General features: G+C 45.1%; 12 protein-coding genes and 1 other RNA gene. 10 read left to right on the top strand and 3 right to left on the bottom strand.

The features are described 5' to 3' along the window. Positions 1-383: 383 nt before the first annotated feature. Together GY843_RS12055 and GY843_RS12050 are read left to right on the top strand one after the other, a co-directional pair. The gene (locus GY843_RS12055; protein WP_297309934.1) at positions 384-1,997 is read left to right on the top strand and encodes a hypothetical protein; all 1,614 of its coding nucleotides are present in this window, start codon (positions 384-386) and stop codon (positions 1,995-1,997) included. A gap of 62 nt (positions 1,998-2,059) precedes the next feature. Beyond that, a complete protein-coding gene (locus tag GY843_RS12050) occupies positions 2,060-2,503 on the top strand; it encodes a hypothetical protein (protein ID WP_297309932.1) in 444 nt (147 codons plus the stop codon). 139 nt (positions 2,504-2,642) lie between these two features. Here the strand turns inward: GY843_RS12050 and GY843_RS12045 are convergent, their stop codons facing one another. Continuing rightward, positions 2,643-3,203, bottom strand: coding sequence for a recombinase family protein (locus tag GY843_RS12045; protein WP_297309930.1), 561 nt, complete (start codon positions 3,201-3,203; stop codon positions 2,643-2,645). 209 nt (positions 3,204-3,412) lie between these two features. Between GY843_RS12045 and GY843_RS12040 the strand changes: the two genes are divergently transcribed. The 4 genes from GY843_RS12040 (at position 3,413) to GY843_RS12025 (ending at position 6,037) form a co-directional block, all read left to right on the top strand. Continuing rightward, positions 3,413-3,826, top strand: a complete 414-nt coding sequence (locus tag GY843_RS12040; protein WP_297309928.1) for a hypothetical protein — start codon at positions 3,413-3,415, stop codon at positions 3,824-3,826. Then, complete coding sequence (locus GY843_RS12035) at positions 3,823-4,188, top strand: hypothetical protein (protein WP_297309926.1); 366 nt, start codon at positions 3,823-3,825, stop codon at positions 4,186-4,188. Before GY843_RS12040 ends, GY843_RS12035 begins: the two co-directional genes overlap by 4 nt. 8 nt (positions 4,189-4,196) lie before the next feature. Then, positions 4,197-4,724: a hypothetical protein gene (locus GY843_RS12030; protein ID WP_297309924.1), complete on the top strand. Its 528-nt coding sequence runs from the start codon at positions 4,197-4,199 to the stop codon at positions 4,722-4,724. Between the two features lie 173 nt (positions 4,725-4,897). Further along, entirely contained in the window at positions 4,898-6,037 is a 1,140-nt protein-coding gene (locus GY843_RS12025) for a hypothetical protein (RefSeq protein ID WP_297309922.1), read from the top strand. Positions 6,038-6,202: 165 nt separating this feature from the next. On the opposite strand, the gene GY843_RS12020 is transcribed toward GY843_RS12025, so the two are convergent. Beyond that, positions 6,203-6,883, bottom strand: a complete 681-nt coding sequence (locus GY843_RS12020; protein ID WP_297309920.1) for an SOS response-associated peptidase family protein — start codon at positions 6,881-6,883, stop codon at positions 6,203-6,205. A gap of 103 nt (positions 6,884-6,986) precedes the next feature. Here GY843_RS12020 and GY843_RS12015 point away from each other — a divergent pair, with 103 nt between their 5' ends. The 4 genes from GY843_RS12015 (at position 6,987) to GY843_RS12000 (ending at position 12,548) form a co-directional block, all read left to right on the top strand. Beyond that, positions 6,987-9,533: a Calx-beta domain-containing protein gene (locus GY843_RS12015; protein WP_297309918.1), complete on the top strand. Its 2,547-nt coding sequence runs from the start codon at positions 6,987-6,989 to the stop codon at positions 9,531-9,533. Positions 9,534-9,536: 3 nt separating this feature from the next. Further along, positions 9,537-10,763, top strand: coding sequence for a YcaO-like family protein (locus GY843_RS12010; protein ID WP_297309916.1), 1,227 nt, complete (start codon positions 9,537-9,539; stop codon positions 10,761-10,763). Positions 10,764-10,789: 26 nt separating this feature from the next. Beyond that, positions 10,790-11,911 (top strand): class I SAM-dependent methyltransferase, encoded by a 1,122-nt coding sequence (locus tag GY843_RS12005; protein WP_297309914.1) that lies wholly within the window; start codon positions 10,790-10,792, stop codon positions 11,909-11,911. A 499-nt stretch (positions 11,912-12,410) separates the two neighbouring features. Then, positions 12,411-12,548: a hypothetical protein gene (locus GY843_RS12000; RefSeq protein WP_297309912.1), complete on the top strand. Its 138-nt coding sequence runs from the start codon at positions 12,411-12,413 to the stop codon at positions 12,546-12,548. Between the two features lie 136 nt (positions 12,549-12,684). Here the strand turns inward: GY843_RS12000 and ssrA are convergent. Beyond that, positions 12,685-12,824, bottom strand: a transfer-messenger RNA (tmRNA) gene (ssrA, locus tag GY843_RS11995); the annotation flags it as partial.

The raw sequence follows: 12,824 nt of genomic DNA, 5'->3' as shown, positions 1-12,824 counted from the left end.
GCTACGCGGGTGCTCTCAACACAGCCAAACAAAATCCATAAAAAAGCCCCGCTAGCGATGCTAGCAGGGCTGTTTTATGAATTTGGTGGAGATGGCGGGGTTGCTGGTTGTATTTCTTTTAACTTATTGATTATTTGGGAGTTATAAGGATTATAAGCTGTTGGGGTCTGACACTCAGGTCTGACACTAATCGTGTCCAGAGTGTAAAAAAAATGCCATTTCCAAACGGATATAAAGATAAGTATGGGACATACTATGCTCGGTATGTCTTCGATACCGAAAGTAGGGTTCGAATAGGATTTCTGCCACGAGATATACGAGTATCTCTGCGAACAAAAAATCGACGTGAAGCGGCCTTCCGGGTAAGGTGGTTCCTCTTTGAGATGGACTGTTTGCTGGAGCTGTTGAAGTCGATGGGCGATCAAAAGAGACAACACAATAAATTTTTGCAAAAGGCAGTAGAGATTCGCAGTCAATTGACTGAAGACTTCTCAGTAAGTACAGCAGAGACAGTGCGTGCTCAGATGAATGAATTGCAGACTGCTGAGCGTCTTGCGGATTCTAAAAAAGAATATGCCCAAGAGTTAGAAGATGAGGCCAAGAGTAGGCTTAACGTAGCAAGTAAGCAGGCTGACGTGCTAAGGCGGTTGGCAAAGCTTGGTGATGTTGCTGGAACTGAGATTGATGCCATTGAAGAAAAGGCGTTAAAAAGGGCTGAACGTGCTGCGGAGCTTATCAGTATCATCGAAGATCAATCTCAAAAGCATGCTAATCATGCTAAACAGCTTGGGGATGACTTGCCAGGCCTCGTTCTTCAGCGCATGGTTGAAGCAGAGCAGAGTGTTTTAGAGCGAGGAGGGTACAATGAGCGCCTATCAGTTATAGCGGAAGCCTTCTTCAAGAGAACTAAGAGAAAGACGGAGAAAGGCAAGAAGGAACAAAAGAGGCAGGTGATGCTCTTTATTGAGCTTCTTGGAGATCCGTTGGCTAGAGACTTAACAACAGCAATGTTGGATGACGCTGTTGAGAAAAGTGCTCAATTGCCCAAAGAACAGGGCATTGCTGTTGGAAAAACAGGGGCAGAAATGCTTGAGTTAGGGCTGCCAGCCAGAGCCTTGCAAACTACAAATAACCACTTCAACTCTGTTAGAACGTTTTTTCGTTGGGCTGCTAACCGTAACCGTATTGAGCGAAATTATGCGGGTGTGATCGAAGATTTCGAAATTAATTCCGCGCAAGAAACTTCAAACCGAAGAAGCTGGAATCTTGAGGAACTGCAGCAGCTATTTGACAGTTATGTCTATCGTTTCGATGGAACCGCTATAGGTAAGAAACATGGTAATGAAGATCTGCATGAAGGGAGCTTCTGGATACCGCTGATTGCTCTTTTCTCCGGTGCTAGAGCAGAAGAGATTTGTAGCTTGAAACCAGAGCATATTGTGGAAATTGATAATGTCTGGTGTTTTGACATGGTTGAGTTCGATGAGGATGGAAAGCCTATTAAGAAGAATAAAAGTAGTGTTAGGGTTTTTCCGATCCATAAGAGGCTTATCGATTTTGGCCTTGTAGAGTATGCGCAAATGCGATGTGAAGCCCGCCGAAAAATGCTGTTTGATCTGAAACTCAGTGAAGGTAAGTGGAGCCATGCTTTTAGCAAGTGGTTTAATCGGACGTTTAAAGTCAGGGCGGGTATCGTACCTGGTGAAAATGTCGATAAGAACGAGGTAGTGTTCCATTCTTTTCGAAATAATATTGTTGAAGAGTTTGAGGTCAGAAAAATACCTGAAAGCAGCTATTCATGGGTGACAGGGCATAGTACAGGTGGTGTGGCAAGGCGAACTTACCCTTTTAAAGGCAAAAAGATTTTCCCGCCTCGAGAACTGATTGATGTCGTCAATGCTGTTACTCATGAGGGACTTGATTTGTCGCACGTCTCTTTTGATGGTTTCAAGAAGAAGTACATGAAGAAGAGACGAAAGGCGAGGGTAAGGTGTTGAAGTGTGCGGTTAGAATGGGGGATCGTGTATAATGCTGGTTCAGAAAAATCTAGGATTGGATTGTGAATAATTATTCGTCACTCGTTAGTATTCTGCTCAAGGACGAGGCTCTGGGAAATCCGCAGCACGAAAGGGTATTGCAGTTAGGGCCTACTCCTGAGTATTTAGTTACCCATGCTGGATTTCCTGCACTGGATATAGCTATACAAGCTAAGGTTATTGGGAAAGCCCATTTTGATCATGGTATCAAGGCTTCTCTGATTCAGAGGCTGCCAGAAATTCTTGCCACGCCCAAGTCAGTGTTTAGGTCAGCAAATGTGCATCAAGTAGATTCGGTTGTCGTACTTACTTATGAAGTCAAAGGAGTTGCACCAATCATTGTGCCTATAAGGAAAAATAGGCAGGTTGGTCGTGGTCAGTATTTCAATCTTGTGGGTAGTATTTATGCTAAAGAGGGGCCTGACCCAAGTGTTAAGTGGGCCAGGCAAGGCCTGAAAATTATATAGCATTAGACTAAAGTCTAATACTAACGTGGGCGGCTTCACATATACTTACGCACAGAAGGTCCCTCACACCACGCAATTAGAGCGGAAATGTCATACCTTCAAAATTTAAAGAAAGCGTCTATGTAAATAGGCGCTTTTTTTATGCCTGCTTTTCAGAGAGTACTCTGTACAGAGTTGCACGTCCGATACCGTACTCAGCAGCCAGCGCAGATTTACTCATGGAACCTTCTGCAGCACGTTCACGAATCTCCACTTTCTGCTCTTCAGACAGCTTTGCAGACCGTCCGAATTTTACTCCGTTCTCTTTAGCTTTTGCTATACCGTCAGCCTGGCGCTCTGCACGGATGTCACGCTCAAACTCTGCAAATGAACCCAGCAGGTTAAACATCAAACGGCCTTCACTGGTGGATGTATCAATGTTTTGATCCAGTATGTGCAGATGCACACCCTGTTTGTTCAGTCTTTCTGCAATGTTGGATAGGTCATTCATGGAACGAGCCAAACGGTCGAGTTTAGTTACGACAAACGTATCGCCTTCGCGGACATAGTCTAGAGCTGACAGTAGTTGTGCGCGGTCTGTATTTGCCCCTGAGCGTTTTTCTTCATAAACACGTTCGCAGCCTGCTTGATTGAGTTTGTCCTGTTGTACGTCCAGTTTCTGCCCTGTTGAGCTTACGCGTGCGTATCCTATAACAGCCATGTTCATGATCTCCGGTGTGTCAAAAAGCCCAAGCTTTGAGAGATTTTATTTTGAGACACTTTATGAGACAGCTGTAGGTGGCATTCTGTTTCTGCTCTCAATGTGTCTCGAAAAGTATACATTAAGGACAGTGTATTATTAATTGCATGGTAGATCAATATTGTATTGTTTGGTATTATTAGTGCTCCCTAATATCTAGGAGTTTACATATGGATACACAAAAAAGAGGGCGGGGCCGTCCTCGCAAAAGTGACGATGAGAAAGTCAGTAAGACTGAGGCTCAACGTCGCTATCGCGCAAAAAAGAAGGCCGAAGGCAAGACAGTCAATAATGCTATCTATGTTGATGAGCAGACCGCAGAGTTAATTGCTTTAACAGCTGAAGCATTAAACAAACCTAAAGCCTCTATATACAGAGTTGTTTTTGCTGCTGGGCTCCAAGCTCTATGTCCTCCAATGGGGGAAGAGCGCGAGGTTTGGAAAAGCTTCTTGAAGCGCATAATTGAAATCGATGCTGAAGAGCCTAGTGAGCAAGAAGCCCTGATAGAGCTGCGCAAGTTCTTAACAGGTAACTTCGAGTTGACTGAAAAAGTGCTAGTAGGGCAATCCGGAGGCAAATCATGACGTTCATGGTAAACGATGAAAAAGCAGCTGAGCTTAACGCTAGGCTCTTGCCAAGCGAAGTGCATGAGATGTGCTGGATGGAAACTTTTCAGGCGGCTATGTACTGCGCAGTGGCTACAGGTCGTTATGACCTGGACTGGCACAGCCTTTTACTTGAAAACCGAAGAGCGCAACGAGATCCTGATATGGAGGACATGATAGGCAATGAAGAAATCCAAAGCTCACGAGGAAACGCCCGACGATTGGGTAAGCTTGATACGACAGCTTATCGAGGCCGTATTTTTTATCGCCGTAGCCGCATTGATAGCTGGCTGGACTCCGTAATTCACAAATTGCCACCAGCACCGCCTACGCTGCACTGAGGTGAGCTATGCCCGGCAAACACGCAAATATATCGCAGATTAAAGAGATACTCGCACTACGAGCTGTAGGCGCTACAAGAGCCTCTATAGCAGCATCTACAGGTGTTTCCTACAGTACAATCTCACGTATCTGCAAACGCTTCTCTGCCCCAAAGGGTCACATGAAGGACCGACTGGTGAAAGAAGCACAACAACGAATTAACAACCTCTGTAACGACGAAAAACTGCAACAAGCGACCGCTTGCATGATCGTTGATGATATTGTCCTGAACAAACTGATTCGTGAGAAGATTACTGAAGCTGTATTGTCTCTCGACACCACTAATCCACACGAAGCCGCAAATGCATTGAGAGCGTTAAACTCTGCGTCCAGTGCAGCCGTGAGTACTCAGAAGGCAGCCCGGATAGCTACTGGTGCTGATAAATTTGATGAGTACAGTGAAGAGCTTCCGGAGCTGACAATCAAGGTAATGGACGATGCTGACGTAGCACAGGTAAGAGACCGCCTGCAGTCAGAAGACCTTGACGACGAGTGACTGAATGACACGCTGATGCGCCGCTAATGACCCATCAGCTTGTCAATAGTCTAGAGAAATCGTCCATATATAGACCCTGATGGGCTCATCGCCTATCAGGTGTTTTGAAAATTAATGCTTATACAATACGCCCTGCATGAGCAGGGTAAACTAATTTTTAGGCACATTAAATCATGCTCCACAGAGCTTTTTACGACCATACACTGCCGCGAGTGCTCACGGATAAAAACGACAAAAAGAGCTCACGTAGAGAACCTCGAAACCTACTGAAGAACAAGGGCATCGCCCGTGCGTTGGAGGCTACAGAAGATCGACTTTCAGATCCTGCGCTGTCCACTTTAGTAATATACCCACAGCTACATCAACACTTCCAAGATAACGGTGTTAAGACTCTACCAGAGTGGCGAAGGCTTACTGACAAGACCAAAGCAATTCTGTATCACTTAGCAATGAAACGACTGGCGGCACGTGATGGGTTGGTTGTCGTGCCGTTCACGTTCAACCTGAGCCGGGAACTAATTCAGTCGATGCGCACAGATCAGCGAGGATGCGCAGCTAAGCTTCGCAAGAATGTGAAGCAACAGCTGCAACGAGCTACAGGTCGTGATGTACCTTACTTCTTTCAGGTTGAGGTCGCTGTAAGAGGCTGCAGAGGTCGCCCACACGTGCATGGCGAGCTGCTTTTGACTCGTGAAGAAGCAACGGATGCTTACCGCAAGAACCCTGCGAAACAAGCCCTTCATGGTCTCAACACATATCAGGCAGAAGAGAATTTTAAGCGATTTGCGCTGAGATTTGATACCTACAGATGTGATGCCGGATGGCCCCAGTACCTAACCAAGCACCTAAACATATCCAGCCTATACGTAGATGATCCGCTGAAGGTCAGCCGAGAATGCACAATGGAAGCACGTAAACTATGGGACGATTTGAGAGATCAATCTAAGCTGTACCGCAGTAATAATTATAACCCTGAACAGAAAGCCGCTAAGAACGATCCTGAAGCGTTTCAGCCTCCGGCTTATGAGCCAGAAAACCAAGAGCCGCTGAATGATCATGAAGGAATCGACGATAAAGATCGTTATTCTGTCCCTGAGGCGCTACGCTCCGAGACTGATGAGGATAGATACTCCGGGCCGGGCTTGCCTGAGGCAGAGGCCGAAAGTGAAACCATAACACACGGAGAGCTGCTTAAGCTGTCAGATTTTGGACCTGATAGTGGCACTTCGGGCCCAATGGGCAAAACTGCCCTAGAAGCGATTATTGAAGTACAGAATGAAATACTGAAGAAAGGGCTGGAGATTAAGTCTTAGCTAAACAGCTGTTGAACCAGAGCAGGGCTATGAACATCGAGACTAGAGTGGCCAGAGCACCGGCACAGCATGAACGGCTCAGAGAAAACAAAGGGGAAGCAGAGTGGTTACTGATCCCTCTTTGCTGTTTGTGATGAAGATGAGCAACGGGTGGTAGTCTTTTGCTCACACTGTAAACGGATCACCCACAGCCACACGGCTCGAAGGCCTATCTACCGGTGTCACTCTCAAAGTATCTCTTAACTCTGGCTTCAATACCCCCTCGAACTGACTCACATCATCACATTCAGGATCAAGCCACTTCTCGATCAGTTCACTATCATCATGGGGCAAAAACAACGGTGTCGATTTACTGTGAATCCCTTGCCACTTCGGATGCGGTGGCAACGTAATAACAGAGCAAGAATACGCATGTTCACCCGTCTCAGGGTTCAACCACTCCTTGTACAAACCACCCAGCGCAAAGGCTGTGTTCTCAGGTTCTATCAAATGGTAACGCCGGTTACCTTTAGCGCCTTCACCTTCGACAATACCTGTAGCAGGTACGATACAACGGTGGTTACGATACGGATGAAAGCCTGCAGAGTTGCGCACATGAAGCTTGTCAGAACGAGTATTGAAAGAGGTGTAGCGTGATGGTTTTAGCGTCTCACGATCCAGTAACAACCACCAGATAGCCGGTGCCACTGTTACTTCACCTTCACGTTGAATGATCATATCTACAGATGATGCAGGGCCACTGCCACTGTTCAGTCTGAACTGGCCAGACAAACTAGATAAAGCAGGCACCTTTAACATGCTCTTTGCGCTAAAGGCATCATGATCAAACTCAAAATAGCCGCACATACACCCACCTACTACAACTGTTCATATTGCCACCATCTATCCACTTACTTTAGACTCTGCTTATTCTTTATACACAGTCTCAAGCTTACAGGGAAAGCATAGGATGGCAGCAAGCGATTACTTCGATCAGGTTCAGAAAATCTACATCGCCTATTATGGACGTGCAGCTGATCCGGGTGGTCAGCAAGCATGGGCTGAAGCGCTGGATGCGGTAGGTGGTGATCTATCTGCCATCATCGAAGCCTTTGGCACATCACCTGAAGCAGAAGCACGCTTTGGTGGCTTGAGTTCTGCTGAGACCATTACTGCTCTTTACCAACAGTTGTTCAATCGTGATCCAGAATCACAACTGATACTTGATATATGGGTAGATCAGCTTGAGAACAATCCCGCTGTAACCTTGCAGTCTATAGCATTAGACCTGCTCAACGGCGCACAGAATAACGATGCTCAAGTCATCCAGAATCGTTTGGATGCAGCGAACAGTTTTACCGATACCCTGACGACGCTTTCACTCGAAGACCTTTATAGAGGTAATGACGTAGCAGCTGAAGTTCGTAACTGGCTTTCCAGCATTGGTCATGAAGCTGAAGAGTTACTGAGTGGGCTGGGTGATCTGGCTCGACTGATCACTACACTGGGTGATGATCCTACGTTGTCCGTAGATGATGTATCCATCAGCGAAGCAGAAGACACTGCTACCGTTACGTTTACCCGTGAAGGCTCTATCTATTCTGAGAGTTCTTTTAAAGTCACAACACAGAATGGTACTGCCAGTGCCTATGCAGATTTTGAGTCTGTTGATACAACGGTTACGTTCAAAACAGGTGAGACAACTGCAGCCTTAGACATCACCATCTACAGAGATAACGATATTGAAGAGACTGAAGCCTTCACTGTTACTCTCTCTGAACCGGATAACCTAACCATCCCAGACGACACTGCCACCGTTTCCATACTGGATGATGATGTGGTGATCTCTGTGGAAGATATTGTTCCAACCAGTGAAGGTGATGGCAGTATCACTGTGACCTTCAAACGCACCGGTGATCTCAGCCAAACCAACTCCTTTCTTTACCAAACCGAAGATGACTCCGCTCTAGCGGGTAGCGATTACACAGCGATAAGTGGTGAAGTGACCTTTGAAGCAGGTGAGACAGAGAAGACGATTCAGATTCAGCTGATCGATGACTTTGATCCCGAAGACACTGAAAGTTTTAACCTGATCGCCAACCTGTTTGTTAACAACTCTGATCTGATATTTATCACCACACCAATTTCCATTATTCCGATCACTATCCTTGATAACGATCCATTACTGGCAATGACTGACATCAGCGTTAATGAAGATGCAGGCACAGCACTAGTAACAGTCACCCGTTCAGGGGCAACTCAGGTAGTCACTACGGTGGACTACGCTACCAGCAGCGATACAGCCACTTCAGGTGAAGACTTTACACTGACATCCGGCACTCTGACTTTCGCAGCAGATGAAACCGAACAGCAGATTGAGATTCCAATCATCAATGATGATGAGAACGAAGGCGATGAAAGCTTCCAGCTGAATCTGACCAATGTCACTAACGGTGTAATCAATGATGCCGGAGCCACTGTCACCATTGCAGACGATGAACACAGCATCGACATTACCGATGTATCCGTTAACGAAGGTGATGGCTCGGTTACCTTAACCATTACCCGTACAGGTACAGCCAACAGCACCACAGTTGAATACTCAACAGCAGATAATGATGCCGAAGCCGGTAGTGATTATGTGGCTACCGATGGCACACTGACCTTCGAACAGGGTGAGACTGAAAAGACCCTTGATATAGACATCATCGATGACAACACACAGGAAGAGAACGAAACCTTCTTCTTTAACCTAGCCAATGCTATTACTGCACACATTGAAGAGAATCAGGTTGAAGTCACTATTCGAGATGATGAAGCTGTGATCTCAGTAGTCGATGCAACTGTTGATGAAAGTGCAGGCACCGTATCAATCACTGTCACCCGAGAAGGCTCTACAGGCATTGTAAGCACGGTTGAATACTTCACCGAAGATGTGACGGCTAGCTCAGGGGATGACTACACAGAAGCCAGTGGTACCCTTACCTTTGCTGAAGGTGAGACAGAGCAGACGGTTGTGATCGATATTATCGACGACACACTACCGGAAGATGCAGAGAGCTTCCTGTTTAAGCTAGATAACGCAACTAACTCAACACTGGGTGATGCTGAAGCCACTGTGACCATTGATGCTAATGGTGCATATCTGACGATCTCAAACAGAACCGCCAACGAAAGCAGTGGTACTGCCAACATTACAGTAACCCGCAGTGGAGAACTGGGGGCACAGAGCACAGTTGATTACGCTACTACCGAAGGCACTGCCCAAAGAGGGATCGACTACTATGACACTAGTGGTACTCTTACCTTCGAAGAGGGTGATATTTACAAATATATCAGTGTTGAACTTCGAGATGATTCCAGCAATGAATCGAATGAGCGTTTCTACGTTGAGCTAAGCAATGCCATTAATGCCGAAATTTTGGATGCTGAATCGATTATTACACTTATAGGTAGAGAACCAACTACAGATGGGGGAGATGACGCAGGAGACGGTAGTTGTGGCGGAGGGATCTAGCATATGGTAGTTGATAAAGGCCCTTATTTTCAAAAACTTAAAAAGGATTTACTTTCACTTGCAAGCTTAAATTTAGAATTAAATTTTTCGCAGGAGCTAAAGCAGCTAGATCACTTTGCTATAGAGCTTGGTTACGTATATAGCTTCGCAAAAACTAATTCCCAAGATGGGTTAAGCATCATCGGCAGCTCTAGTGCTTTTGATAAAAACATATACCTATCGATACGTAAAACACTTTCAGAGTCTTTGGAAAGGTATTGCCTATCCATCTTTAGACCTCAAAACCTTGTGATAGAAAAAATCAAGAATACTGGGACTACATTAAACCTAAATGCCTTATGCAATAACAAAAGAGCTTTAGAAAACTACAGCCAAGAGATTGAGCTTCACTGGACAGAGTGTGAACGATCGGATGGCACAAAAACACTAATACCTGCGCAGTTAATATATTGCCCCTTTACTCTAGATAAATTCTACTTCAGAGGCCCAAGTAGTACAGGCACTTGTAGTAGAACTAGTGAATGCTCAGCAAAGCTATATGCAATACTTGAAGTGATCGAACGAAACGATTTCATAACGCTATTCTTATCAGACTCGGCACCATTCTCTATAGTTGAAAACCAACAACTGCAGTACCTTCATTCTGAAATAATTCAAAGATTAGAAATAAGCAATAACAAAATTACTCTATTCAAAATTAACCCCGATCACGAATACGATACAATTATGTGCTGTATAGAAGACAACTCAAATCTAAGCACTAATTATCCATTGTCTATCGGGATTTCTACTTCGCTAAATGGCCATGATGCTATCAATGCCTCATTCCTAGAGGCAGTAAGAAACAAGCTTTGGTGCGAATATCAAATTAGGAATTGGAACCATTCCTCTGAGCATAAGCTTAAAAGAATCGCTTATTGGCGCGATATAAAAAATAAGGTGAAGCTAAAAAAAATGCTATCGTCTTCAAAACACATTGAATTATCAAAAAGAGAAACAGAGCCGAGCGAAGGCCTAGAAAAAGTTCAACAACTGCTTAATAAAAAACAGGTTGATATTTATTACAAAAGGCTCAGTGATCCCGCTATAGAAGATAATGGATTCTTTGTTTACAAAGCTATTATTCCTGATCTTCACCCTTTGCACATTGATGAAGGCGACAGATACGATAGAAGCACTTTTTTTCCAAAACAACTAGCAATTAATTCATTCCCGCACCCCTTTGTATAAGTGCATCAAACATAAGCGGGCTTTAAATGAGAAGAACGAAGGACTCCACAGAAAACAATTTTTGGGATCAAATGGTTGATTATGACAAAAACATAATTAGCATTTTTAAAGACAAAGATGCTTGCCGCCCACTTACTAAGATCATAAAACTACTAGTCGGCAGTGATAGCGTCATTGCTGATTTGGGTACAGGCACAGGCAACCTGCTGCCCTACCTCCATCAAGCTAAACAGGTTTTTGCTGTCGATAAAAGCTTGAACATGCTTGAGCAAGCACGGAAAAAACACTTTGAGTTAGAGAACGTAGAATTCATCCAATCCTCTATTCATGAATTTTCAGCTCCCACCAAATTAGACCTAGCAATAGCAGTTTCAAGCCTGCTACCAGAGCAGTTCTCTGACTTTGAGAAAGCTATCAATGGCATCCTTCGGAATCTCAAACCAGGTGGTGATTGCATCCTGCTTCTACCTTCTTTCGAAGCACGGCTCTACTACACAAATCTTCAGCTAGCTTATTTCATCGAAATCGTAGGCCTCTCAGAATCAGAAGCCTACAAAAAGGTGACAAGTTACCACTCAAAATACATGAATAATTTATTTGGCTATATTCGTGGTCAGGCAGACTTTCCCCAACAGAAGTTCTGGATAAAAGAAGAGTTAGAAGAACGATTGTGCGATCAAGGGCTAGAAGATATTGAGTTAGTAAAATTTCATTTACCTTGGAACGTTTACTTTGATCATGTGGAAGAATGGTATCGCACCAAACCACCCATGTGGATGTGGCTAATCACAGCCAAACGACCCCAGAACCTACCTCTGACGATTAAAGCTCATCACGCACGCTTTCTCGCAAGCAGAGTCATCAATGCAGAGGCTGACTCTCCAACATTGATTAAGCACCTAACGAGCTCTCCTGAAGACCAGACCCAGTTACTTGAATTGGTACAATTCAATAGACATCACCATGCTTGGCGTTTTTCTGATTATTGCGGGCAATTTTCCGATGGGGAACATCAACACTGTTTGAGTACCACCATTCGTGATGAAGTGATAAAGGGCAGCTTTCATACAAGTGTCGCACTTGCGATTTTAGACGTCATGCAAAAAACCAAAACTGCATACTTATCAGCCAGCTCCTCTAACTTGTAGACCGTCTCCACCGGAGACGGATCTACAAACACCCACAACACTACCCTCCGGCACTGTGACCATATTGTGACCACCGGTATATACGCCCCGCAAACGGTACTTGGGTGCGCCTTTGGCTCAGATGGATAGGCCAGCAATATCCGAATAGGAGCAAGGAGATAGGTGTGTAGAAAAAGTGGCGCGCCTTGAGGGGTTCTAACCCCTGACCGTCAGGGTCGGAACCTGTTATAGATTATGTTTAAGCGCCGTCTTCCGTGTGATTATGCCGCCATCAAGTAAGTAAGTCAGAACTTACTTAATATTCAGCTTATCTAATATTATGTAAGATGCGTGTTCCATTCATCGATAGAGGAACGCGCATCATGCGAACAACCAACCCAAACATCGATTGATCAGCTTCGAGCACCTTTGCGACATCTTGGCAGAGGAAGAGCTTGACCACTCATCATACGAGCTACTTAGTCAGTCAGACTGCGACGAATCACTTCTAGGTGCTCGTGTGAGCGTACTACAGCAAGATTCAGCTACGTTCGGTCTAGTTCAGGCTGAAGGCTCGGCAGCACTGATCAAGCAGTACAGGCCGGATCACGTCAAACTGGCGGTATGGATCATTGAAGAGGAGTTAAAGGCCGCGTAAGGTTATGCTTTAAGCATCATTCAGTCAGGCACTGAGGTCTGACACTTTGCAGCTTTTTGCGCTGTTGTCTCTGTCGCTTAACATTAAAAAAGCCCGCTATTTCAGTTGGTTACTGAAAAGCGGGCTTCGAAGAATGTGGTGGAGATGGCGGGGGTCGAACCCGCGTCCGTCAATCCTCCGCCTCAAGATCTACATGTTTAGGCTTCTCTATTGAGTTAACCCGTCACGACCCGAGAGCCAGGGTGTTATGGGCGAGCCTTTTTAGTTTTAGCCGTT

Origin of the sequence: Neptuniibacter sp., assembly GCF_024231755.1 — a bacterium.
Lineage (GTDB): Bacteria > Pseudomonadota > Gammaproteobacteria > Pseudomonadales > Balneatricaceae > Neptuniibacter.
Note: the sequence above shows the minus strand (reverse complement) of the source record. Positions and strands in the feature narration are given on the sequence as shown.

Bases quoted from the DNA above. Each gene is read 5' to 3' on its own strand.
- GY843_RS12055 (WP_297309934.1), top strand. From the start codon at position 384: ATGGACTGTTTGCTGGAGCTGTTGAAGTCGATGGGCGATCAAAAGAGA.
- GY843_RS12045 (WP_297309930.1), bottom strand. From the start codon at position 3,203: ATGGCTGTTATAGGATACGCACGCGTAAGCTCAACAGGGCAGAAACTG.
- GY843_RS12040 (WP_297309928.1), top strand. From the start codon at position 3,413: ATGGATACACAAAAAAGAGGGCGGGGCCGTCCTCGCAAAAGTGACGAT.
- GY843_RS12035 (WP_297309926.1), top strand. From the start codon at position 3,823: ATGACGTTCATGGTAAACGATGAAAAAGCAGCTGAGCTTAACGCTAGG.
- GY843_RS12030 (WP_297309924.1), top strand. From the start codon at position 4,197: ATGCCCGGCAAACACGCAAATATATCGCAGATTAAAGAGATACTCGCA.
- GY843_RS12025 (WP_297309922.1), top strand. From the start codon at position 4,898: ATGCTCCACAGAGCTTTTTACGACCATACACTGCCGCGAGTGCTCACG.
- GY843_RS12020 (WP_297309920.1), bottom strand. From the start codon at position 6,883: ATGTGCGGCTATTTTGAGTTTGATCATGATGCCTTTAGCGCAAAGAGC.
- GY843_RS12015 (WP_297309918.1), top strand. From the start codon at position 6,987: ATGGCAGCAAGCGATTACTTCGATCAGGTTCAGAAAATCTACATCGCC.
- GY843_RS12010 (WP_297309916.1), top strand. From the start codon at position 9,537: ATGGTAGTTGATAAAGGCCCTTATTTTCAAAAACTTAAAAAGGATTTA.
- GY843_RS12005 (WP_297309914.1), top strand. From the start codon at position 10,790: ATGAGAAGAACGAAGGACTCCACAGAAAACAATTTTTGGGATCAAATG.